The following is a 24253-nucleotide window of genomic DNA, read 5'->3' on the forward strand; positions in this document are numbered from 1 at the left end:
CTGGCACATCTGCTAACTGCCCCACCATCGTCCGACCGCGGCCCGTACTATCGTGGCCTCCGGCGTCTCCCGCAGGTGCAGCGACTCTACAGTTACATCATCGGCGCAACCATGCTCACCACCCGCAGCGCCAGCCCTTCGTAGGCGTCCAGCGTGATGGTGAACTCGCCCTCTTCGGTCAGGTCCCCTTCCACGCGCTCGTTGATGATGTCCACCACCGGGCCGGGGGCGATGCCGGGCAGGTGCAGGGTTTCGACAATGGCTTCGTCGCTGAAGTTGAGCGCGGTGATCTGCGTGCCCTTCCCCGCTGGCAGTTCGTGGACCATGATCAACAGCCCCGGATGCTCGACATCGGGGATCAGAATCTGGCGGCTCGCCGCGATATCGTAAGCCCGGCGCACGGCGAGGATCTTCTTCAGTTGCGAAGCGAAGGAATCCGGGCGTTGCAGCTGCTCGATCAGGCTGCCGTACAGGGTTTTCGCCCGAGGCATGCCGCCGTTCGAGACCTCGGCGTCCGGGTCCATGTCTACCAGATCGTAGGCGCCGCGATGAATCCAGCGCGTGTCGCCATCGCCCATCAGATGCTCGACCTGCCCGGCCGGCAGCGGCAACGCGCCCACCAGATCCCAGCCAGAGAGCGCGAACACCCCCGGCTGCATGGCGTTGAACATCACCAGCAGCAGGTGGATGTGCTGAATCTTGTGAATGTCGGTGAGGGTGATCGCATCCAGATCGCGAATGCCCAGCGCCGCCGTGATGATACTCGCCGTGGTGCAGGACACGCCGTTGGTGACGAACTTGAGGTTGTACGGCGCGTGCTCGCCGGCGAGACGCTCGTACATCTCCTCGCGAATGTGCTCGCGCAGGATGTTGCCGGGGAAGGTCTGGCCCATGTACAGGTACTGATCGTGAGCGTGAAGGGTCCAGAAATGCACCAGCTCCAGGGTCAGTTCATCGTGGTTCTGCAGGGCATGGATCAACGAGGCCGGATCGATGCCGAAGTCGTGGACCTGGCGCAGCATCAGCCGCAGGAACTCGGTTCGACCGGTCAACAGCGCGTGCTGATAGGCCGGGCGAGTGATGAAGTCATAGGACAGATCGGCGCCGCCGTGGGACATGGCGGCAATGTCGTCGATAGTCAGGTTCAGCTCCTGAAAGCTGAAACCACCGGCCTTGCGGATCGCCCCGGCCAGCAACTGATTGCCGGTGATCGACAGCGGATGGCTCTCGGACCACGCCGTGCCTTCGGCCTTGCGCTCGACGCCCAGGAAACCGTTGGCGTCCAGACGCAGCACTCGCGCGCCCATCACGTCGATGGCGTGCAGCGCGTCGCCGATGATCATTTGCTGCGCGGCGAAACTTGGGTCCAGCCAGTTCAGCGACGGCTGGCCTTCCTTGAAGTAATGCAGATAGACCCAGCGCCGCGCCTTGCCGTCCACGCCAGTGATGACCGGCGTGGTGCTCCAGTCGGTCTCCTTGACCCCCGGTTCGAAGAAGATCACCCGCTGCAACTGACCGACGATGTAATGCTTGTCGCGCAGCGCATCGACGATGGCCGGCGGCAGGTTGACCGCGTCGCGGCCAGCCGGGACCTCTGGCAGCAGCGGCCAGTCTTCTTCCTTGATTTCGACCATGTGGTACAGGCCCGGGTAGTCCTCGTACGCCAGTTCGGCCAGGCGGAAATCCGCACCCTTGCCGGTGTGGGAAGGAATCACGTCATCGACGATCACCGCGTTGTGCGCAGCGGCAATCCGGCTGAGGCTGAGAAACTGCGCATCGGTGCCCAGGTCGGCATCCACTTCGAAGCTGATGCGGTCGAAATTGCCGTCGATGCTCGGGGTGCGCTGGCGGCCCTTGAGACCACCGGAGGCTTTCAGCGGACCGTTGTGAATGCCCTGAATGCCGATTTCGGACAGGGCGTGCCAGAGCGTTTCATCGCCCAGCGCTTCCAGCACCGAACCGCCTTCGCGAGTCACGATCGACGCCGGATAGGCGGTGAACCACACCGAAGCAATCGCCGAAGCGTCCCGCGGCCTGGCCAACGCATAGGGCCGTTGCCAGAGTCGGCCCTGGCCACCATAGAGTTTGGCGCGTTGTTTTGCGGCGTTGAGCATCGACTGCTCAACCAGCCATTCCACGTACTGCTTGTCCGGGGTGGTCATAGGGTCCAGGGTTCCGTCTTCAAATGGATTGGAGAGGTCGCCCAAGGCGCTCATGCGCGCGGCTCGGGACGATCCTGTCTACGCCGTTGCTTAAGTCTATGAGCGTTCACAGACGCAAACGTTGCATGAAGAGGGAATTTGTTGCCGCGTGCAGAAGAGTGCGTGGGCAAACCGATTCAGAGATGCCCGGCGTTGACGATGAACTCCTGATAACCCGACAAAATCACGTACACCGCGAAATAACAGAAGATCGCTGCCGAGACCCAATAGGAGTATTTGAGCAGCCGGTCGCCCAACAGACGCCCGCCGTGGCTTGCGGCGAAGCAGATAAACACGCACCAGGCCACCCCAGCGCTGAAGAAACCCGACAGGAAGAACGCCGTGCTCAGGCTGCCATGCCCGCCCGCGCGGGAAATCAGCGTACCGCCGACAGCGGCAAACCAGAGGATGGCGGTCGGCGAAGAGACTGCGAGAAACACGCCACGGGAAAACTCCCGGAATCCGGAGCGGTTATCGGCCTCCCCGGCAATCGCCAGGCCGCTGTGACCGCTCATAGCCGACATCACCATCTTCACCGCAAAGCCGATCAGCAATACCGAACCACCGATCCACAAACCCCAGCGAACCCACTCGTACTGCAGCAAGACGGTCATCCCGGCAAGGGCGAGAATCGCGTAAAACAGATCGCCGAAGCAGGTGCCCAGTCCCAGCCAGAAGCCTTGCAGATAACCGCGCTGCATGGCCAGGGTGATCATCGCGATGTTGGCCACGCCGATGTCCAGGCACAGGGAAAGGCTCAGCAGAAAGCCGCTGGTGAACTCCATGTTTGATATCCGTCGAAAGCTGTTGGTGGGAAGCGAGTGGAAAAACAGCGCGCAGGATAGCCGGATTGGGCGAATTTGCCGATGGCGGGGTTGCCGAAACGGTCAGGATTTACCCGTGATTCACGCAGGGATACCCTGTAGCGGTCCATACCGTTCGGGAGCTGTTCGTGGAACTTCACATCGTCATCCAAGGCCGCAAGGACCTGGCGAATCAGCTGTATGAACAGCTGCGCGACAACATCGAGTCCGGACGTCTGGCCGCTGGGGTGCAGCTGCCGCCGAGCCGCCTGCTGGCCGCGCAGCTGGGGCTGTCGCGCAAGACCATTTCCGATACCTACAGCCGCCTGACCTATGAAAACTACCTGGTCGGCAAGATCGGCAGCGGCACGTTCGTCAATACCCTGAGCACTCCGGTGCAGCGTCAACAGACCACCTCGGAGCTGGCCAGCGTCAAGCGGGTGAAAAAATGGCAAGACATCTCCCTGCCCCTGCGCCACCCGACGCTGGAAGGCACGTTGCGCTGCGATTTTATCGGTGGCGCCACCGCCAAGACCCAGTTCCCCCATGACGAGTGGCGACGGTGCACGCAGTACGCCCTGCGGCAGATGACCCAGGCGCGGGGGTTCTACAGCCAACCCGAAGGCCTGGCGCCGCTGCGCAGTGCTATCGCCGGGCATATCGCTTTCGCGCGCGGCGTGAAGTGCACCGCCGATGACGTGGTGGTGTGCAATGGCGCGCAACAGGCGCTGGACCTGATCGCCCGCGTGTTGATCGAGCCGGGTTGCACCGTGGCCATGGAAGATCCGGGCTACACCCCTGCGCGTCTGCTGTTTGCGGCTCAGGGCGCCCATGTCGTCGGGGTCGCGGTGGACAGCGAAGGCATCATCGTCGAGCAGATCCCCGAAAACGCCCATGCGATCTACGTCACACCGTCCCACCAGATGCCGCTGGGCATGCCCATGAGCGTGGCGCGACGCGAAGCCTTGCTGGAAAAGGCCAGCCGCATCGGCGCAATCATCATCGAGGACGATTACGACAGCGAGTTTCGCTATGAAGGACGGCCGACCGATTCGCTGCAAAGCATGGACCGGTTCGGCGTGGTGGCTTACGTCGGCACCTTTTCCAAGACGCTGCTTCCCGAGCTGCGCCTCGGCTACGCGGTGCTGCCCGAGGCGATCCTTGAAGCGGTGATCAAGGCCAAGCAACTGACCGACTGGCACACCTGCACCCTGCCGCAATGGGCATTGACCAAGTTCATTGCCGAAGGCCTGTTGAACAAGCACATCCGCCGCTGCCACAGCATCTACGCCAGCCGTCGCGAACGCATTCTCACGCGCTTCGCCGCGGACCTTTCGCCGTGGATGGAAGCGATCCCCTCCACCGCCGGGTTTCACATGGCGGTGATGTTCAAGGTGCCGGTGAACCTGGGGCTGTTGATCGAACTGGCGCGCAAGCTTGAAATCGGCCTTTACCCGCTGACCGGGTTCTACCACGACACGCCAGCGCGGGACGGGTTGATCCTGGGTTTTGGCGCCATCGAAACCCTGGACATCGACCCGGCGCTGGATCGTCTGCGCGATGTGTTGATGCAGATTGCCTGACCGGTTGGCCGTGGGCTCAGGATCAGATCAGCCTCCGAAGCCGTACAGCGTGGCCGGGTTGTCCACCAGAATGCGTTGACGCACGCCAGCATCGTTGGTCCAGTGCGACAACAGTTCGAGCATCGCGCCGTCGTCGGGTCTTGGGTTGCGTCCCGGATGCGGCCAGTTGCTCGCCCACAGGCAACGTTCAGGATGAGCCTCGACCAAGGCCTTGGCCAGGACGCTGACATCGTCATACAGCGGCGCACCGACTTTCGAAGTTTCGTAAGGCGCCGAGACCTTGACCCAGCTGTTGCCGCCGTCGAGCAGGCGTAACAAGGCCTTGAAACCGGGGTGCGTGACTGGCACCGGCTCAAGAAACTTACCGATGTGATCAATGCTCAAGCGACTGGGCAATGCCTGCAGACGTGCTTCGTATTCAGGCAGATCGCGGCCGTCGAGTTGCAGATTGATCACCCAGCCCAGCTCGGCGATGCGCGACGAAATCGTCTCCAGCGCATCCCAGGACAATACGCCTCCAGCACCGGGCACCATCATGAAACGCACGCCGCGTACGCCTTGTTCATGCAGTCGCAACAGTTCGCTCCAGGGCGTTTCGGGGCTGACCACCGCGATGCCTCGGGCGGCCCCGCCAGCCTGCGCCAGAGCATCCAGAAGGCACGCATTATCAAAACCGTATCCGGTGGGCTGAACCAGAACCGCGCGCTCAAGCCCCAGCGGCTGTTGAACGTGCTGGCGGTAGTCGCTCCAGCTGGCGGTCGCGATCTGCTGCTTCAGCGGAAAACGCTCGGGCTCATAAACGTGTACATGGCAATCGGTGGCGTTGGCGGTGCTCATCGTCGAAGGTGCTCCTGATTATTGTGGTTGAAGTCCGAAATGGTCACGGGCCCGTGCCGCGTGTTGCAGGTTCACCGCACCTTCGGGCACGCGGCCTTCAAGCAGCGCGCGCACCTGACGCACGGTGTCCATGGCCTGATGTTCGCTGGCCTCGGGCGTCAGGCCGCCGATGTGCGGATTGGCGATCACCCTGGGATGCGCCGCCAGCGCGGGGCTGGGCATCTGGTCCGGCGCACGACCGACATCCAGCGCGCAGCCGGCGATCAGTTCCTGTTGCAGGGCTTGCAGCAACGCCTGCTCATCCACCAGTTCACCCCGCGAGGCATTGATGAAGAAGGCATCGCGGCGCATGGCACGAAAGGCATCGCGGCCGAACAGGTTGTGGGTCTGCTCCACGGCCGGGGCCAGACACACCACATAGTCCGCGCTGCCAACGAGTTGCTCGAACGACACCTGCTCAAGACCGGTTTCCTCGACAGATACGAATGGATCGCTGACCAGCACCCGCATCTGCAGCAGCCGGGCGATGTCCGCCAGGCGCTTGCCGATGAAGCCGTATCCGACGATGCCCAGAGTCGCGCCGCGCAGCTCACGGCCCATGAGAATCTCTGGCGACTTGCCTTGCCAGTAATCCGCTGCGGCACGGCTGATGCCCCGGGCCAGATCGATCATCACGCCAATCACCCATTCGCTCACCGAGGTGTCGAACCCCGGCGTTGCGCGCGTCACCAATACGCCGTGACGACTGGCGGCCTCGACGTCGATGTTGCGAATGTCCACCGCAACCCGACAGATCGCCGCCAGCTGCGGCAGGCGTTCGAACAGCTCGGCAGGCGCCGCCGCCTCACGACTGGCGACGATGATCCGGCATCCTTCAGCACGTTCTACCAGTTGCTCCAGCGAGAGCGGATCGGGCGAGTCGTTGAGGCGCACATTGCCCAGCGCCTGCAACTGTTTGAGCGGACGTTCGGCGTAGTAATTGGCTCGCACATGGGGTGCGTGGGTCAGAAAAATATCGGTCATGCTCACGCTCTCTTGTCAGCGCCGGGCCGGGCCACGGAATGTCGGGGAACCAGCGTTGGCTGAAACACCAGATTGACGGCAGGCAATTGCGGATCCCGGGAGCGCTCGACTGCGCGCTGAACCATGGCGTCGGCCATTTCAGTCAGCGGCATCGCCACCGACGTCAGGCTTGGATTGCAGAAAGCGGCGATGGACAGCCCGTCCATGCCGACCACAGAGATGTCCTCGGGGACCCGCAGCCCGGCCTGATGCAAGCCGGACATCAAGCCCATGGCGAGCATGTCGTTGACCGTGACGATGCCGGTCGGCCGGGACTTCATCGTCGCCAGCTTGCCCGCCATGGCAAAGCCCAGATCGGCCAGTTCGGAGTCGCCGAAGGTCTCGGCGACGATGCCTTCGATCACCTCGGCGCTGACCGCTGACCCCGCCTGCGCGGCACGTTCCAGAAAGCCTTCGATCTTGGCGCTGCGGCTGACGGTCTTGCCGCTGGGCACCAGAAACGCCAGGCGCTGATGGCCGTGCTCGATCAGATGTGCCGCGGCGATGTAACCGGCCTGGAAGTTGTCCGGCGAGACGTGATCCACCAGAGAGTTCGCGCCAATGGTCGTCTGGCGGTCGTAACTGACCACGCTCAGGCCACGCTGAACGGCCGCCTCCAGGTGGCGCTCGTCATCGCGGGACGAGACCACGATCACCGAACGCACGCCGAACGACAGCAGGTCGTCGAACATACCGGCTTCCTGCAATTTGTCGCGGTGGGTATTGCCCAGCAGCAAGCGATAGGAGAACTGCGCCTGAGCGGCGGCCTCGATCTTCAGCGCGATCTGCCCGTACATCGGGTTTGCGGTCGACGGCACCAGCAGCCCGAGCATCGGCGTGTGACCGGTCTTGAGCTGACGGGCCACGCGATTGGGCCGGTAGTTGAGCTTGAGAATCGCCGCCTCGACACGGGCGAAAGTATCGGCGCTGAGCTTGTCCGTGCGCTGATTGAGCACATTGGATACCGAGCTGACCGAGACTCCCGCCAAAGCGGCTACATCGTGAATCGTTGCCATGTTTTGCGTTAACCCATATTGAAGGTGCGTGGCAGCCACAGAGAGATCGATGGCACCAAAACAATCAGAATCAGCATGACCACCAGCAGGCAGAGGTATTTGACCATCCGCCGCGAAACGTCCTCGACTCTCGTACCCGTCATCGCGCAGGTGGCGAACAGGCCCAGACCGAAGGGGGGTGAAAACAGCCCCAGACCCATGGCGATCACCGCGACAGTGCCAAAGTGCAGCGGATTGACCCCCACCTGCACCGCGATCGGCACCAACAGCGGCCCGAAGATGATCAGCGCCGGAGCGCCCTCGAGCACCGCGCCGAACACGATCATGATCAGCACCGAAGTGATCAGGAACGCCACCGGCCCGTAGTTATGCGCCAGCGCCAGCATGAAGTCGGAAATGATCGACGGAATCTGCAGGATCGTCAGGGTAAACGCCACACTGGATGCGGCGGCAATGATGAACAGAATCCCTGCCGCCATCGAGGCCGAACGCACAAAAAGCCTGGCGATGCCGCCTGGGGTAAGCTCGCGGAAGGTGATACCGCCGACCAGCAAGGCATAGACCACCGCGAACGCCGAAACCTCCGTGGAAGTTGCCACGCCAGACGTCACGCCCTTGCCGATCATTGCCACCATGATCAATGCCACCAGCGCCCCGCCCAGCAGGCGCAACAACGGCGTGCGTTTGGGAAAGGCGACGTCCGGATCGACCTTGCGCCCGAAGATCACCGCCAGCGTGGCCAGGCCCATGGCAAGCACCACGGCCGGCACGATCCCGGCAAGAAACAGCCCGCCAATCGAGATGTTGGCGACGAAGCCCATGATGATCATGTTGATGCACGGCGGAATGGTTTCGGCCATCACACCGGAGGCCGCGAGCACCGCTGCGGTCTCTGCCGGGTCCTGTCTGGTGCGGCGCACAGCGGGCACCACGATGCCGCCGACTGCGGCAATGTCCGCCAGCTTGGAGCCGGACACACCGGAGAAAAACGCCGTGGCCAGAATCGCGATCAGGTTCATCGAACCGCGCACCCGGCCAAACACCCGCACCAGTAATTCGATCAGGCGCGAGGACATGCCGTTGACCTCCATCACCAGCCCCGCCAGGACGAAAAACGGAATCGCCAGCAGCACGAAGTGGTCCATCCCCGCCATGACCTGCTGCGAATAGATGACCATCGGCAGGGTCGGATCGCCGATGAAATACAGCAAGGCACACAGCGCCAGCACGAAAGCGATGGGTACGCCCACCAGCAGGCCGCAGATGAAACCGCCGAGCAACAGGCTCCAGGGTTGCAACGCGTAGGCTTCGGTCCAACTGTTCCAGCCGTAGATGCCGCCTGCGACCGCCAGACAGCCGATCAGCGTCAGCCAGGTCATGCGCGTCGCGCCGTTGACCGCGTTGGCGATGCCGACCACGGTCATCAACACAGCACCGACGAACACCGGCAACACGTTCAGCCATTGCGGCAGGCCCATCGGCGTGGCGACGTTGACCGAATCCTCTAACAGCAGCCAGGATGAATACGCAAGCCCCGCCGCCGTCCCCGCCACCAACCAGCCGCCGATCTGATGCGCCGCCTGCTGCCAGCCTGCGGGCAACAATGCGCGAAAGAAGTCGACGTGCACATGTTGTTTGCGTGCCAACACCGTTGCGCCGCCGAGGAACACCAGCATCACCATCAGCCCGCGCGCCACCTCCTCGGCCCAGTCCACCGGGTGATGAACGAAGTACCGCAGGATGACCGAAACGAAGACCACCATGACGTCCAGCGCCAATACCACCGCACACAGACGTTCGATAAAGGTGCACAGCAAAGCCAGCACGCGACCGCTGCTCAGTTGCGCATTGAAGCCCCAGTCTTTAACCGCGACAACCGGGCCTGCGGCTTGCTCGGGATGTTCGTGCAGCGTCTGATCCGCGACAGCGAGCGCGCTGGTGGATGAGTTCATGATGACTGTCTCTTGTAGTTGTTCAGTAAGTCGTCAGCCGCAAACCGGTATCAGCCACGCGCCGCATCGATGGCCGCGAGCACCGGCGCCATCGACGGATTGGTCTGGGTGAACGGCACCCACAGCTTTTCGCGCATCACCTTGCGAATGCTCTCGCGCTCGGCGTCGGCCATGGGGAAGAACGTCATGCCGCCCTTGCCCAGTGCCGCGATGGCTTCGGCGCCCTTGACCGCCGCTGCCGTACGTTGGTGCACGCTGGCTTCCTGCGCTGCCTGAACGAAGGCCTGCTGCAGGTCGGCGGGAATTTTCGCCAGGCCGCGTTTACCGATCACCGCAATGCAGGGGCTGAACAGGTGGTTGGTCTGCCAGCTGTTTTTCACCACTTCGTCGAGTTTGTTGGCGAGCACGCTGGCGGCGTCATGTTCGAAGCCTTCCACCACGCCGGTCTGCACGGCGGTGTAGACCTCGTTGAAGGCAATCGGCGTGGGGATCGCGCCCATCAGCTTGAAGGTTTCGATGAACGCCTGGGTGGGCAAGACTCGCAGTTTCACGTTCTTGATCGTTTCCAGGTCCTTGATCGGCGACTTGGTGTAGACGCTGCGCGCACTGAAATGCGAGCCCCAGCCCACCACCGTGCAACCAGTGCGCTCCTGCAGAAGTTTGTTGTAGGTCTCGCCGACACCGCTGTCCACAGACCTTGCGACGTGCTCGTAACTGTCGAACAGAAAACCCAGATCCAGCAACGCCAGCTCGGGCAACGCCGTGGCCCAGATCGAACTGCCGGTGACCATCATGTCGATGGAGCCGAGGCGCACCTGCTGCACCACATCCGCTTCTTTGCCGAGCTGGCCGTTGGGGAAAAAATCGATGCGAATGCGATCACCCACCGATTGCTTCAGGTTTTCCACCAGGCGTTGGTAGAACAGGTAATGGGCGGAGTTCTCGTCGGAGGTCATGGTCGACGACAGGCGCAATACCGGGGTGGCGGCACGAGCGAATGAAGGCAAGGCCAGTGCGGCGGCACTGACGGCAGCGGACTGCACGAAACGGCGTCGGGTCAGGGACATTAGGTTTTTTCTCTTGTTGTTGTTCTGGTCGGAGCACTTTCAAACGGTTTAGTAAAACGTTTTACTAAATCGGTTTACAAACTATAGCCAGCGACCCGGTTTTGGCAACCGGAAATTTCAGGATCGGTACTTTCGATGGAACTTCCCCCATTCTGACCTGCCGACTACAGAGGCGCCGGACACACCGTCCGCTGAAAAAGGAGGCCCATCCCATGCCAGATTCAAACGGAAAAATCCGCTACGCCGTGGTAGCAGGCGGCTGGATTTCCCAAGGCGCTTTCATGCCAGGCCTTGAGCAGACCGACAATTCGGTGATGACTGCATTGGTCACCGGCGATCCGGTCAAGGCAGATGAACTGGCCGCGCTGTATGACCTCAAGAGTTATCACTACGACGAATTTGCAACGCTGCTGAGTTCCGGCGAAATCGACGCGATCTACCTCGCGACGCCGAACTTTCGCCATCGCGAATTTGCCGTGCCTGCGCTGGAAGCCGGCATCCATGTATTGCTGGAAAAACCCATGGCCACGAGCGAAGAAGATTGCGTGGCGATCACCGAAGCCGCCAACCGCTCAGGCGCGAAACTGATGGTTGCCTACCGTCTGCACTTCGAGCCGGGCACGGTGGAGATGGTCAATCGGGTGCGCGCCGGCGATATCGGCGACCCGCGTCTGTTTACCGCAACGTTCGCGCAGACCACCGACCCGGCCAACCACCGCATGCAAAGCGGTTTCGACGCTGGCCCGGTGGCCGATATGGGCCCCTACCCGATCAACGCGGTGCGCAACCTGTTCGGCGCGGAGCCACTGCAAGTGCATGCCGTCGGGATCAAGACGCCAGGGCGGGAGATCAATACGTTCGACACGGTCAACGTAACCCTGCGTTTCGCGGAAGAAAGGCTGGCGACGTTCACCGTCAGTTACAGCCTGCCGTCCACGGAGCGCTTCCAGTTGATCGGCACCCAGGGCGAATTCGAAGCCTCGCCATGCTTCGGTTTCGGCAAGGGTGTAGCGATTGCCTATCGCGCGATCATCGACGGCAACACCACTGAACACAGCCATCCGGTGGTCGATCAGTTCGGCGGCGAGGCGCAGTATTTTTCCGACTGCATCCTGCAGAACCGCGAGCCGGAACCCGACGGCGACGAAGGCTGGCGCGATGTACGAGTGGTCAAGGCCGTCGAGCGGGCGCTGATCACCGGTCAACCGCAGAAACTCGACCCGCTGCCGGAACGTCCGGGCATCAGCATCGAACAGGCGCGGCGCCTGCCGCTGGCGAAAGTCCCGCCTTACATCAATACCGATGAGCCGAATGCCTGATTGCCGACGACAGCGTGCGACTGTCGATCTGCTCTGCCCTCTTTCGCAGTCCGGCCGAGCGGTGTTCCTGCAGGCCGCACTGCTACGGGGCAAGGCGCGGATGCGCATACAATCACCCGCCTCGTCAGCGCCGGATCAGCGTGCCTTGCGGCTGAAAAAATGCAGTTGTATGATGTCTGTCAACACTCGATATCCCTTAGGCTATCGTCACTACGCTTCATGCAACCTCACAGATTCCCTGTCAGGCGCCTCGCCTGATCGTTTCGACCCAAAAATAACAGGAGAAGCAGATGCCTACCGTTCTCGGCCAGAACTTCATCGGCGGCGCCCGCAGCGGCCTCGGCGAAGCACGCCACAAGAGCCTCGACGCCACCACTGGCGAAGCCCTGCCTTACGCTTTCCACCAGGCGACTGACGGCGAAATCGACGCCGCAGCCCTGGCCGCCAAAGAAGCCTTCGCTGAATACCGTCAACTGAGCCCGGCCCGCCGCGCTGAATTCCTCGACGCCATCGCCGACGAACTCGACGCACTGGGCGATGATTTCGTAGCGCTGGTGTGCCAGGAAACCGCGCTGCCAGCCGGTCGGATCCAGGGTGAGCGCGGTCGCACCAGCGGCCAGATGCGTCTGTTCGCAAAAATCCTGCGTCGCGGCGACTTCCTCGGCGCGCGTATCGATCTGGCCTTGCCGGATCGCAAGCCTCTGCCCCGTGTCGACCTGCGCCAGCAGCGTATCGGCGTCGGCCCGATTGCCGTATTCGGCGCCAGTAACTTCCCGTTGGCTTTCTCCACTGCTGGTGGCGATACCGCCTCCGCTCTGGCAGCCGGTTGCCCGGTTGTGGTCAAGGCCCACAGTGGCCACATGGCGACTGCCGACCTGGTGGGTAATGCGATCATCCGCGCCGCCGAAAAAACCGGCATGCCAAAAGGCGTGTTCAACATGATCTTCGGCAGCGGCGTTGGCGAAGGCCTGGTCAAGCACCCGGCTATCAAGGCCGTTGGCTTCACCGGTTCGCTGCACGGCGGTAACGCCCTGTGCAAACTGGCTGCCGAGCGTCCTGAGCCAATCCCGGTGTTCGCCGAGATGTCCAGCATCAACCCAGTGGTCCTGCTGCCAGGCGCACTGTCGGCCCGTGGCGCTGCCATCGCTGGCGAACTGGCCGCTTCCGTGGTCATGGGTGCGGGTCAGTTCTGCACCAACCCGGGTGTGGTGATCGGCATTCGCTCCCCTGCCCTGACGGCGTTCACCGAACAGCTGCAAGAGCACATGGGTGGCCAGGCGCCGCAGACCATGCTCAATGAAGGCGGTCTGCGCAGCTACAGCAAAGGCGTTCAAAAGCTGATGGCGCACCCGAGCGTTACCCATCTGGCCGGCAAGCCGCAAGAAGGCCGTCAGGCTCAGGCACAGCTGTTCAAGGCTGACGTGAGCATGCTGCTCAATGGCGACGAACTGCTGCAGGAAGAAGTCTTCGGCCCGACCACGCTGCTGATCGAAGTGGCGGATGACGCTGAACTGAAAGCCGCTCTGCTGGCGCTGCGTGGTCAACTGACCGCGACTCTGATCGGCGAAACCGCCGACCTGCAGAAGTACCAGTGGTTGGTGCCAGTGCTGGAAGATAAAGTCGGTCGCATCCTGGTCAACGGCTACCCTACCGGCGTCGAAGTCTCCGATGCCATGGTTCACGGCGGCCCGTACCCGGCGACGTCCGACGCACGCGGCACTTCCGTCGGTACCTTGGCAATCGACCGCTTCCTGCGTCCGGTCTGCTACCAGAACTACCCGGACAGCCTGCTGCCGGCCGCGCTGCAAAACGCCAACCCACTGGGCCTCAAGCGCCTGGTCAACGGCGAGTGGAGCAGCGACGTCATCGCATGATGACAAGCTGATTCGCTGCAACGCAAAACGGCGCGTCCCGCACAGGACGCGCCGTTTTTTTTGACCTCGCATTGCCAGTGGCGATGCTCATCACTAGCATCGTCGCCAGCCCACTCATCCTGGAATGGATTTAGACATGAACGACGAACTACAGATCATCGACCTGCAGGAAGGCACCGGCAAGGCGGCAGTCAAGGGCGCGCTGATCACCACGCAATACACCGGCACGCTGGAAGACGGCACGGTCTTCGACTCATCCTGGGCGCGTGGCAAACCCTTCCAGTGCGTGATCGGCACCGGCCGGGTAATCAAGGGCTGGGACATCGGAATCATGGGGATGAAAGTCGGCGGTAAACGCAAACTGCTGGTGCCGTCGCATCTGGCTTACGGCGAACGTTCGATGGGCGCGCACATCAAGCCGCATTCAAACCTGATGTTCGAGATCGAGTTGCTGGAGGTGCTGACGCGGGATGATTGAAGCGGCACAGCTCTGAGGGTGGATAACGAACCTGTAGCCGCCCGGCCGGGCGGAGTGCCATTTGCCGGCGGTCGCAATCTACAAAACGCCACCGCCGGCAAGCCGGACTGCTCCAAAGGAATCAGATGACGGGGACACCTAACTCGCCATCCCAGCCCCAGCCCTCATCAACACGTTCGCCAGTTTTCTCGCCAGCTCTTCTTCCTTGTAGGGCTTTTGCACGATCAGTTGTTGGTCGACGTCGAGGATGTCGATGTCGGCAAACCCGGTGATGAACATGATCGGCAGCTCTGGATGTTCGCGTTTGACGATCTCGGCCAGTTCCGCGCCGGTCATGTTGGGCATGGCGAAGTCGGTGAGCACCAGATCAATGGCGGGGTCGATCTTCTTCAAGGCCTCGTCGCCGTTCTCGGCTTCGACCACCGAGTACCCCAGCGAGCTGAGCATCATCGAGGTCACCGAGCGTACGTCCGGATCATCGTCGACCAGCAGGATGGTGCGGTGCAGATCATCGGCGTCGGCGTTACCCGGCATGTCCGACATGCTGATCACCGGCGTTGCCGTTTGAGCGATGCTGGGCAAATAGACGTTGATCGTGGTTCCCGCGTTTTCGGCGGTGTCGATACTCACGCCACCACCGGACTGCTTGGCGAAGCCGAACACCTGCGCAAGCCCGAGCCCCGATCCCTTGCCCACCGCCTTGGTGGTGAAAAACGGCTCGAACGCCTTGGCCAGCACCGCTGCACTCATGCCGCAACCGGTGTCGCTCACCGACAGCACCACGTAGGCGCCCGGATCAGGATCTTCCGGACGCTGCGGCAAGCGATAGACCATCTCGTTCCAGGTGCTCAGGCGCAGTTGCCCCCCCTGGGCCATCGCATCGCGCCCGTTGATCGCCAGGTTGAGGATGATCATCTCGGTCTGGGTAGGGTCAACCAGCGCGCTCCACAGGTCTTCGGCCAACTCGGTTTCGACCCAGACGCTGCCCCCCAGCGCGCGACCCAACAGTTCGCGCATCCCGCCGATGGTGTCGTTCAAGTTCAGCGCCACCGGCTCCAGCCGCTGACGACGGGAGAACGACAGCAACTGGCTGGTGAGTTTGGCGCCCCGCTCCCCGGCTTCGCGAATGTTCTGCAAACGCTGGGCAGACTTGGTGAACACGCCTTTTTCCAGATCCCGGGTGAGGAAGTTGGCACTGGTCAGAATCACCGTCAGCAGGTTGTTGAAGTCGTGGGCGACGCCGGCAGTCAGCTGTCCCACCACTTCCAGCCGCTGCATCTGCTGCAACGCGGCCTCGACCCGCTCGCGCTCGCGAATCTGGTCACGCAAACGTTTGTTGGTCGCTGCCAGCTCATCGACCACCGCGCGCTCGCTGGTGATATCACGCACGGCGGCGTACATCAGGCCCTCGTCAGGCACGATGGTCCACGATAACCAGCGGAAACCGCCTTCGGCGTGGCGCAGGCGATTGACGAAACGCGTGGTCACGTTGCCTCCGGCGACACTGGCGGTTTCGCGCAAGGTCGCGTCCAGATCTTCAGGATGGATCAGCTCGCACAGGCTCTGTTCATTGAACTGCGCCCGGGTCCAGCCAAGGGTCGCTTCCCAGGCAGGATTGAGCGCAATCGGCGTCATGTCGAAGCGCAGAACGCCGAGTAACTCGCGGGAAAGCTCCCAGGTCCGGTCGCGCTCCCGGGTTCGTTGCACCACGCGCTCGCCCAGGATTTCGTTGAGCTGCTGCAATGCCTGGGTGGCTTGCTTGCGTTCGCTGATGTCCTGCATGACGCCGGTGAAACGCACGCACTTGCCGTCTTCAAACAGCGAACGACCGTTGGAAAATACCCAGCGTTCGCCATCGCCCACGGCGTGCAGGCGATGCTCGATCTGAAAACCGGTGTCAGCGGTCAACGCCGCCCTGACCTTGCTCTCCAGCAACTCACGATCATCGGGATGACAGCGGGAGAACATGAAGTCCATGCTGACCTGATCATCGGCCGTTAACCCGTAAAGGTTTTTGCAGCGCTCATCCCAGAGCAGCGTGTCGGTGGCCGGATCGTAGGTCCAGATCCCCATTTCCGCCGCTTCGATTGCCAGATGCGCCCGCACTTCTGCGTCTTGCAGCGTCTCCTCGGCACGCACGCGCTTTTCTCGCTCGTGGACTTCGGAGACCGCCCGGACCACGGCCTTGGGCAGCATCTTGAGGTTCTGTTTGAGGACGTAGTCGATGGCGCCCATGCGCATCATCTCGACCGCGTGCTGCTCGCCGAATATGCCGGACAGGAAAATAAAAGGGGTCTGCGGCGCCAGACGCCGCGCGCAATTGAGCACCTCGGCGCCGGATGAACCGGGCAACAGATAATCGCTGAGGATCAGGTCAAAACGCTGGGCCAGCAGCTCGCGTTCTACCTCCTGGTGGTTGTAGACCAGTGTGGCGTCGATTTTCAGCCCACTGTTTTCCAGGGTGAGGAGCGTCAGTTCGGCGTCATGCGGACTGTCTTCAACCAGCAGTAATTTGAGCAGCGATAGCGGCATGAATAGTCGTCGTTCGTTTCACAAAGGCCTGTGCCGCCCGCAGTCAGGAGGACGACACAGGTCGCAGGGGCAGGAAAATCAGGAGCCCGGACGGCGTGTCAGTCGCAGTGAACCTGGCGGCGGCTCGTTGAGTACGGCCCAGAAAATCCCGAGGTCGGAGATTGCCGAGACGAATTCCTTGAATTCGACCGGCTTGACAACGTAAGCGTTCACTCCAAGCGCATAGGCGCGTTGCAGATCCGGCTCTTCGCGCGAGGACGTGAGCATGACCACCGGGATGCTGCGCAAATCCTCGCTCTCGCGGATGGCCTTGAGGACTTCGAGGCCATCGAGTTTCGGCAGTTTGAGATCAAGCAACAGCACCGCCGGATTGCCGGCCACGCGGTCGTGGTGTTTATTGCGTCGGAAGAGATAGTCCAGCGCCTCGGCGCCGTCTCGCAATACGATCACTTCGTTGGCCAACTGGCTACGTTCAAGAGCGACCAGAGTCAGCTCCAGATCGTTTGGATTGTCTTCCACCAGAAGAATGGGTTTGAGCATTGGGCGTCTCCTCGGACACTCAAAGGGTTACGGTCAAACTGCGCTTGGGCAGCGCAAAATAAAAAGTCGCACCCTTGCCCAGCTCGCTGTGCGCCCATACCGAACCGTCGTGACGTTCGATAATGCGTCGCACACTGGCCAGGCCGATGCCGGTGCCTTCGAATTCTTCCATGCGGTGCAGCCGTTGAAACACGCCGAACAGTTTGCCGGCGTACTGCATGTCAAAGCCGACGCCATTATCGCGGATATACACCACGACGTTGCCATCTTCCTCATAACTGCCGATCTCGATCACCGCAGCTTCCTGGGTGCGGCTGTATTTGATGGCGTTGGACAACAGATTGCGCAGCGCCAGGTGCAGGAACGCGGCGTCTGCGATGACGATCGGCAGCGGTTCAGGAATGTGCCAGCGCAAGTCGCGGTCTTCGTAATCGGGCTGCATTTCCTTGCGAATCGCGTCAACCATCGCGTTCAGGTCGACCTGCGAATAACGCATGGCCGAACGGCCCATCTGCGAGAAACTCAACAGGTTGTCCACCAGCGTTCCGGCAAACCGCGCCGACTCGCCGATATTCTCCAGGAAACGTACGCCCCGATCAGACAGCTTGCTGCCTTCGATATCACTCAGCAGCTCGGCGTAGCCGGCGATATGCCGCAACGGCGCGCGCAAATCGTGAGAAACGCTGTAGGAGAACGCTTCGAGTTCCTTGTTGGACTTCTTCAGCTCCTCGGCCAGCGCCGCCATCTCCTCGGCCTTGCGCAGCACGATGCCGAGCACCGCGGCGCGCAATTCCACCACGCCTTCGGTGTCCAGATCGTCCCATGGGCGGGAGAAGCCACGAACGGTTTCCTGCCACAGCGCGAAACTGTGGCGCGGGCTCAGCGAGCCTGTGTCGCTGACGGTTTTTTCCGGTTTGCCGGCCCAGTTCACCACGCGGGTCTGCTCGGGGCGGAACCAGATGATGTAGTTGGAGTGCAGCTCGGAGATGGCCATGGCCAGCACGCCGCTGACCGACTTGCTCAACTCCGGCAACTGGGGAATGTCACGGCCGACATTGTCGGACTGGAACACTTCATGGGAGCCGCGCTGACTCAACCATTGGGTCAATGCCTGAACCTGTTCCTGGTCCGGCGTATCGCCGTAAGTGTCCACCGTCGATTCGGAGATCACTGCCGCCCCGGTCGCTTCGACGAAGGCCAGCAGCACCTCGGGCATCGCGCGCAGACCGCCGATCACGCTGTCCAGATCAGCCATCGCGGCGAGCATCTGCACGATCTGCCGACGCAGGATGAGCATGCGTTGGGTTTTGGCCTGGGCCTCTTTGGTTTCGATCTGCAGCGACAGCACGCTGCCGAGCAATTCGCAGGCGGTGCGGGTCTGGAAACTGACCGAACGCGGCGTCGCGTGGTGGCAGGAAATGAGGCCCCACAACTGGCCGCGCACCACGATGGAAATCGACATCGACGCCAGCGTCTGCATGTTGCGCATGTACTGCAGATGCACGGGCGAAACGCTGCGCAAGGTGGCAAAGCTCAGGTCCAGCGGCGCGCCGGTGACAGGATTGTTGACCGGCACCAGTGGCGAAGCCTGATAGTTGGCGTCTTCGATCACCCGGATACGGTTGGCCACATACAGTGCTCTGGCTTGCGCGGGAATGTCAGACGCGGGGAAGCTCAGCCCCAGATAGTTCGGATAATCGTGCTCGGCGATTTCGGCATTGACCAAACCATTGCCTTCGGTGTCGAAGCGATACGCCTTGACCCGGCCAAAACCGGTGATGCGCTTGACCTCCGCCACGGAGCGCTGACACAGCTCGTCGATGCTTTCGGTTTCTTCCATCTGACTGATGAAGGTGCGCATCAGCGGATAGACATTGCCGTAGGCCGAGCTCATGTCACTGGCAGGTTCGAATTCGGCGATCAGCACACGATCATGCCGATGAACCATCATCGCCGTCGGCTCGCCCGCGCGGCTGCCTTCGAGAAAGCGCACGTCGCCCACGTGAAACGGATTCTGATCATCTTCGGGGAGCGCGGCCAGGCGCTGCAGAAGGCGCGGGCAATCCTCGAAGACGTCATGCAAGGCAGCGCCGATCAGCGACTGCGGTTGCATACCCAGCCAGCCCTCGACGTTGGCGCTGACCTGGGCGATGGTCATGCTCGCCTCGTCGATCACCAGCAGAAAGCCTTGAGGCTGAATACTGCCGGGAATCTGGATCGGCTCACGGGCGCAATTGTCGATAGCGCTTTGGTGAAGTTCCTGGCTGAGGGTCAAAACAACATCTCCTTCACACTTCGGCACGACGGTCAGATCTACAGAAGGTGTGTGCCCAACGGGTGGCACTCAATGAATTTGCGTGAACAGTAACAAAAATGCAGCGTGCTGGCGCGTTGCGCTGGCGATCTGCCGCGTGGTGACGTCATGCGTCGAGCATCGTACGCACCTTGTCGAGAAATTCGACCATATGAAACGGCTTGATGATCATGTCCATGCCCTCGCCCAGAAAATGCTGCCGATTGACGGCGTTTTCCGCGTACCCGGTCATGAACAGCACCGGCACGTTGGGTCGCCAGCCGCGCATTCGCTGCGCCAGCTCGCGGCCATTCATCTGTGGCATGCCGACGTCGGTCAGCAGCAGATCCACGGAAATGTCGTGTTCGAGGATCGACAGCGCGGTCGTCACATCGGCAGCCTGGGTGCAGCGATAACCGGCGTCGGTGAGGATCTCGTTGACGAACATGCGCACCGAGGCCGTGTCCTCGACAATAAGGACATGCTCGCCCGCGCCAAGTTCGGCGATTTCCGGTATTTGCTCAGGGGCAACCGTCTGATTGACGGCCGCAGGCAGCATCAGGGTCACTTCCGTGCCATGGCCAACGACGCTGCGAATGTGCACATCCCCACCCGACTGCCGGGCGAAGCCATAAATGGTCGAAAGCCCGAGGCCGGTGCCCTGGCCAATCGGCTTGGTGGTGAAAAACGGGTCGAACACCTTGTCGATGACGTGATGCTCGATGCCCAGCCCGTCATCACGCACGGTCAGCGCGATGTACTGCCCGTCCTCGAGACGCGGATTGCCCTGGGAATAGGCCTCGAAGGTGCTGACCCAGACATTGCCGCCTTCGGGCAAGGCGTCACGCGCGTTGATCACCAGATTGAGCACGGCGCTTTCCAGCTGCCCCGCATCGACCATGGCCACTGCCCCGCGAGAGGTCAGTTCCAGCGTCAGGCCAATGCGCTTGCCGATGGTTCTGCTCAGCAGATCCTCAAGGGAGCGCACGTGTTTGTTGATGTCCGTGGGACGCGTGTCGAGCGGTTGCTGGCGAGCGAAAGCCAGCAACCGATGGGTCAGCGCCGCCGCGCTCTTGGCCGACGCCAGCGCAGCGTCCGCATAATCGAGCACCTTTTCCGGCCGCGCGTCTGCGGTGCGCTTCTTGATCAGCTCCAGGCCCGTCACGATCCCGGTCAGCAGGTTGTTGAAGTCGTGGGCGATGCCGCCTGTGAGTTTGCCGATGGCATCCATCTTCTGCGCTTGCAGCAGCTGTTCTTCGGTCCGCGCACGCTCGGCGACTTCATGGGCAAGCTGGCTGTTGACGGTGTCCAGCTGCCGCAAGTGGGACTGTTCGCGACGGCGATGCTCGGTGACGTCTTCGATGAACACCAGGCTCAACCCCGTGGCCCGGTAGGGCGACACCTGCCACTCGGTTTCACGCACGTCGCCGTTGACCAGCATGCTCAGCGTGCCCTTCCAGCGCTCACCCGCCGCCAGCGCCTCGCTCAGCCCGCCGATGGCCGCTTGTTGGTCATCGGTGAAGCTGTGCAGCAGGCTATGTTCCGGGGCACTCTGGGCGATGAGCCGAGCGAAGGCGTGATTGCATTCATGAATCCTCAACTCGCCATCCATCACGGCGATGGGTGCCGACACGTTGACGAAAATCTCGCGAAAACGTTCTTCGCTGTCGCGCAGGGCAAACTCGGTGTCTCGCACCCTCAGCAAGGTGCGCAGGGTCGCCAGCAACACATCGGGGTCCACCGGGTGGACCAGATAGGCATCGGCGCCCGCTTCAAGGCCGGTGACGATATCGCCGGTCTGAATCGATGCCGCCGACACATGCACCACCGGCAGCAACGCGGTGCGCGGCTCGCTTCGCAACTGACGGACAATGTCGAAACCGCTCATGTCTGGCAGGTTGACGTCGAGGATCAGCGCATCCGGAATCTGCTCGGCAATCAACTGAAGCCCTTCGGCGCCGGTGCCCGCCTCCAGCACCGTGAACCCTTGGCGCTCCATGCGCCGGCGCAAGGCGTAGCGGGTCGCGGCGTTGTCGTCGACGATCAGCAACCGGCTTTCAGCTTTCATCGACGTGCTCCTGGGCCAACGCCAGCGGGATGACGACATAGAATGTCGAGCCGATGCCCGGCTGGCTCTCCACGCCCACGCGTCCACCCAGCAACGCGGCGAAACGTTTGCACAACGAAAGGCCCAGGCCGGTACCGCGCAACCGTTTCTGGAGCGGGGAATCGACTTGAGAGAAGTCCTCGAACAAGGCTGCGTGCATTTCTTGAGGAATGCCGATGCCCGTATCGCTGACGGCAAAACGGATTTCCTGCTCGCCCGCAAGGCTCGCCGACACCCTGACCTCACCGCGCTGGGTGAATTTCAGGGAGTTGGAGATGAAATTACGCAGGATCTGCGCCAGCTTCTTGTCGTCCGTATAAAGCCTTGGCAGGCCAACGGGCGCCTCGAAAATCAGGTCCACGGCCGAGGTGTCGACGATTGGCCGGAACATGCCGCGCAGGGCCGAAAACAGATCCAGCATGTCGAACCAGGCCGGCGAAATGCTGATGCGTCCGGCCTCGATCTTGGCCAGGTCAAGCAGGTCATCGACCATGTCGCTCAGCTCGCGCGCCGCCGTGCTGACGAACGCCACCTGCTTGTGTTGCTCCGGGCTGAGCGGGCCATCCAGCTCGTCGCTCAGCAGGCTGGCGATACTCAGGATCGAGCCCAGCGGCGTGCGGAACTCGTGGCTCATGTAGGACAGAAAGCGGCTCTTGAGATCGGACGCCTCACGCAACTGGTCGGCCTGCATGTCCAGCTCGGCATACAGCGCCAGCACGCCCTGGTTGGTCTCCTCGAGTTCGGCGCGCAAGGCCGATGCCTCGTCGCGCAGCTGCCGAAGCTCGGCCGACTCATCAAGGCCGTCGTGAACGAGGTTGTCAGTCATCGAGCGTCTCCAGAGCGATTACCAGCACCGTTACATCATCCCTGCCTCGGCAATAATCGCGGTGCAGAACCGCCGCGATGACCGCCGGATGTCTAAACATCAGCCCGGGATAGTCGCGTAGATTCCAGCGCGATTGCAGGCCGTCGCTGTACATGATCAACAGTTGCCCGGTGCAATGAGCGTAGTCGACCGCCGGAATCTTCCGGTACTGCAGGCCAACGATCCCGGGATGGGACGCCAGACCGCGATTCTTGTCCTCACTGATCAGCGTCGCGCCGATGTTGCCGATGCCGATGAAGCTCAATCCGTCACGCGCACTGTCGAAACGCGCCAATGCCACCGCCCCGCCGCGTGTACCGCGCATGTCGTGGTGGATCTCGTCCAGCAACACTGTCGGATCGGCAAACGGTTCGCGATTGAAGGCAGTGGCGCCGGCTTTCGCGGCGCTTTCAGCCTCCGGGCCATGCCCCAGCCCGTCGATCATCAGAATACTGACCTGCTGCCCCTTGATCGCCAGCGCCCAGGCATCGCCGCACGCCGGGTCGTCATGCAGGGAATGCTGGGTGATGCCCAGGCGCAAATCCTTCACGGCAGCGGTTCGGGGGTAGAACCGCGTCAACACCACCGAGCCCCGCGCGTCGCTGTGCACATCGAACACCTGGGCCTGGCGCAGCATCGAGCCCAAGCCGATCCCCTGGGTGCCACGGGTGGAAAAACCGTCGGTCATGCAGTCATGCACATCGAAACCCTGACCCCGATCGATGGCGATGACTTCAAGGCCCGCAACGGCACCGGGCAGTACTCGCAGGTGCAACTCGCCGTTGCTGGCGTGCTTGAGGATATTGCTCGCCACCTCGGTGACGACCAGCGCCACGCGACCGCAATCGGTGGCGTCAAACCCAAGTTCCTCAGCAACTCTCTGGGCGGTGCGCCGTGCGTATCCCACCTGACTGATGTCCTCGATGGGCAACACTTGCGTCAGGCTGCTGTGCAGTCTCAGGTCCATTTGCAGATCGTCACTCGAGTGCCTGCGCCAGGCGCGGTGTCCAGTTCGAAGTCATCGACCAGTCGCTTGGCACCGGTCAAGCCAAGACCCAGACCGCCGCCGGAGGTCCAGCCATCGGTCATCGCCAACTTCAGATCCGGAATGCCCGGCCCCTCGTCGCGGAACGTCAGACGCAACCCGGTGCGCGCGCCGTCTTCGACGATCTGCCAGTCCATGTCGCCGCCACCGCCGTAGACCATGGTGTTGCGCGCCAGCTCGCTGACTGCCGTCACCAGCTTGGTCAGGTCGATCAGACGCATGCCGCATTCCTGCGCCAGCTTGCGCGCCGTCTGCCGCGCCAGCACCACATCCTGTTCTATATGAATGCCTTGGGTGCCGCTGCTGCGCACGTTCATTGCGAATACGCTCGTTCGCGCAACAGCTTCATGCCACGCTCGACGTTCAGCGCAGTGCTGACGCCCGGCAAGGTCATGCCCAGCTCCACAAGGGTAATCGCGACCGCAGGCTGCATGCCGACCAGCACGGTCTCGGCATCCATGATGCGCGACAGACCGGAAATCATGCCGATCATGCGGCCGATGAAGGAATCGACCATGTCCAGCGCCGAAATGTCGATCAGCACACCGCGTGCGGACGTTCGGCTGATGCGCTCGGACAGGTCGTCCTGCAGCGTCAGCGCCAGTTGGTCGTGCATGTCCACTTGAATGGTGACCAGCAGAAAGTCGCCCATTTGCAGGATTGGAATGCGCTCCATGGG

At 62.0% G+C, this 24253-nt stretch carries 19 protein-coding genes; 4 read left to right on the forward strand and 15 right to left on the reverse strand.

What is annotated here, in order from left to right; translation table 11 throughout:
- Positions 1-92 precede the first annotated feature (92 nt).
- Together treS and BWR59_RS24955 are read right to left on the reverse strand one after the other, a co-directional pair.
- Positions 93-2162 carry a maltose alpha-D-glucosyltransferase gene (gene treS, locus BWR59_RS24950; protein ID WP_081568412.1) on the reverse strand — a complete coding sequence of 690 codons (2070 nt, stop codon included), beginning with the start codon at positions 2160-2162 and terminating at the stop codon, positions 93-95.
- A 176-nt stretch (positions 2163-2338) separates the two neighbouring features.
- Positions 2339-2986 carry a LysE family transporter gene (locus tag BWR59_RS24955; protein WP_081568320.1) on the reverse strand — a complete coding sequence of 216 codons (648 nt, stop codon included), beginning with the start codon at positions 2984-2986 and terminating at the stop codon, positions 2339-2341.
- A 167-nt stretch (positions 2987-3153) separates the two neighbouring features.
- Between BWR59_RS24955 and BWR59_RS24960 the strand changes: the two genes are divergently transcribed.
- Entirely contained in the window at positions 3154-4587 is a 1434-nt protein-coding gene (locus tag BWR59_RS24960; protein WP_081568321.1) for a PLP-dependent aminotransferase family protein, read from the forward strand.
- Positions 4588-4614: 27 nt separating this feature from the next.
- On the opposite strand, the gene BWR59_RS24965 is transcribed toward BWR59_RS24960, so the two are convergent.
- From BWR59_RS24965 to BWR59_RS24985, 5 genes are read right to left on the reverse strand one after another with little or no spacing between them, the layout of a single operon-like run.
- Positions 4615-5424 (reverse strand): amidohydrolase family protein, encoded by an 810-nt coding sequence (locus BWR59_RS24965; RefSeq protein WP_081568322.1) that lies wholly within the window; start codon positions 5422-5424, stop codon positions 4615-4617.
- Positions 5425-5442: 18 nt separating this feature from the next.
- Positions 5443-6447 carry an NAD(P)-dependent oxidoreductase gene (locus BWR59_RS24970; protein WP_081568324.1) on the reverse strand — a complete coding sequence of 335 codons (1005 nt, stop codon included), beginning with the start codon at positions 6445-6447 and terminating at the stop codon, positions 5443-5445.
- A gap of 2 nt (positions 6448-6449) precedes the next feature.
- Positions 6450-7502, reverse strand: coding sequence for a LacI family DNA-binding transcriptional regulator (locus tag BWR59_RS24975; protein ID WP_081568325.1), 1053 nt, complete (start codon positions 7500-7502; stop codon positions 6450-6452).
- Between the two features lie 8 nt (positions 7503-7510).
- Complete coding sequence (locus BWR59_RS24980) at positions 7511-9454, reverse strand: TRAP transporter large permease subunit (protein ID WP_081568326.1); 1944 nt, start codon at positions 9452-9454, stop codon at positions 7511-7513.
- A gap of 50 nt (positions 9455-9504) precedes the next feature.
- Positions 9505-10521, reverse strand: coding sequence for a TRAP transporter substrate-binding protein (locus BWR59_RS24985; RefSeq protein ID WP_081568328.1), 1017 nt, complete (start codon positions 10519-10521; stop codon positions 9505-9507).
- Positions 10522-10733: 212 nt separating this feature from the next.
- On the opposite strand from BWR59_RS24985, the gene BWR59_RS24990 reads away from it, so the two are divergent.
- The 3 genes from BWR59_RS24990 to BWR59_RS25000 all read left to right on the forward strand — a co-directional run bounded on the left by BWR59_RS24990 (position 10734) and on the right by BWR59_RS25000 (position 14192).
- On the forward strand, positions 10734-11840 hold the full coding sequence (locus BWR59_RS24990) for a Gfo/Idh/MocA family oxidoreductase (protein WP_081568329.1): 1107 nt from the start codon (positions 10734-10736) through the stop codon (positions 11838-11840).
- Positions 11841-12130: 290 nt separating this feature from the next.
- Positions 12131-13714: an aldehyde dehydrogenase (NADP(+)) gene (locus tag BWR59_RS24995; protein WP_081568330.1), complete on the forward strand. Its 1584-nt coding sequence runs from the start codon at positions 12131-12133 to the stop codon at positions 13712-13714.
- 136 nt (positions 13715-13850) lie between these two features.
- Complete coding sequence (locus tag BWR59_RS25000) at positions 13851-14192, forward strand: FKBP-type peptidyl-prolyl cis-trans isomerase (protein WP_081568332.1); 342 nt, start codon at positions 13851-13853, stop codon at positions 14190-14192.
- 138 nt (positions 14193-14330) lie between these two features.
- On the opposite strand, the gene BWR59_RS25005 is transcribed toward BWR59_RS25000, so the two are convergent.
- The 8 genes from BWR59_RS25005 to BWR59_RS25040 form a co-directional block, all read right to left on the reverse strand.
- Positions 14331-16724: a hybrid sensor histidine kinase/response regulator gene (locus BWR59_RS25005; RefSeq protein ID WP_081568334.1), complete on the reverse strand. Its 2394-nt coding sequence runs from the start codon at positions 16722-16724 to the stop codon at positions 14331-14333.
- Positions 16725-16802: 78 nt separating this feature from the next.
- Positions 16803-17264 (reverse strand): response regulator, encoded by a 462-nt coding sequence (locus tag BWR59_RS25010; RefSeq protein WP_081568335.1) that lies wholly within the window; start codon positions 17262-17264, stop codon positions 16803-16805.
- Between the two features lie 19 nt (positions 17265-17283).
- The gene (locus tag BWR59_RS25015; RefSeq protein WP_081568336.1) at positions 17284-19539 is read right to left on the reverse strand and encodes an ATP-binding protein; all 2256 of its coding nucleotides are present in this window, start codon (positions 19537-19539) and stop codon (positions 17284-17286) included.
- 145 nt (positions 19540-19684) lie between these two features.
- Positions 19685-21625, reverse strand: a complete 1941-nt coding sequence (locus tag BWR59_RS25020) for a response regulator (RefSeq protein ID WP_081568337.1) — start codon at positions 21623-21625, stop codon at positions 19685-19687.
- Entirely contained in the window at positions 21615-22490 is an 876-nt protein-coding gene (locus BWR59_RS25025; RefSeq protein WP_081568339.1) for an ATP-binding protein, read from the reverse strand. The genes BWR59_RS25020 and BWR59_RS25025 overlap by 11 nt, the downstream gene beginning before the upstream one ends.
- Positions 22483-23496 carry an ATP-binding protein gene (locus BWR59_RS25030; protein WP_178111246.1) on the reverse strand — a complete coding sequence of 338 codons (1014 nt, stop codon included), beginning with the start codon at positions 23494-23496 and terminating at the stop codon, positions 22483-22485. Before BWR59_RS25030 ends, BWR59_RS25025 begins: the two co-directional genes overlap by 8 nt.
- Positions 23487-23891, reverse strand: coding sequence for an anti-sigma regulatory factor (locus BWR59_RS25035; RefSeq protein WP_081568341.1), 405 nt, complete (start codon positions 23889-23891; stop codon positions 23487-23489). Before BWR59_RS25035 ends, BWR59_RS25030 begins: the two co-directional genes overlap by 10 nt.
- Positions 23888-24250, reverse strand: coding sequence for an STAS domain-containing protein (locus BWR59_RS25040; RefSeq protein WP_037010489.1), 363 nt, complete (start codon positions 24248-24250; stop codon positions 23888-23890). Before BWR59_RS25040 ends, BWR59_RS25035 begins: the two co-directional genes overlap by 4 nt.
- Positions 24251-24253: the final 3 nt, after the last annotated feature.

This window comes from Pseudomonas sp. Bc-h, from assembly GCF_002080045.1.
Taxonomy (GTDB): domain Bacteria; phylum Pseudomonadota; class Gammaproteobacteria; order Pseudomonadales; family Pseudomonadaceae; genus Aquipseudomonas.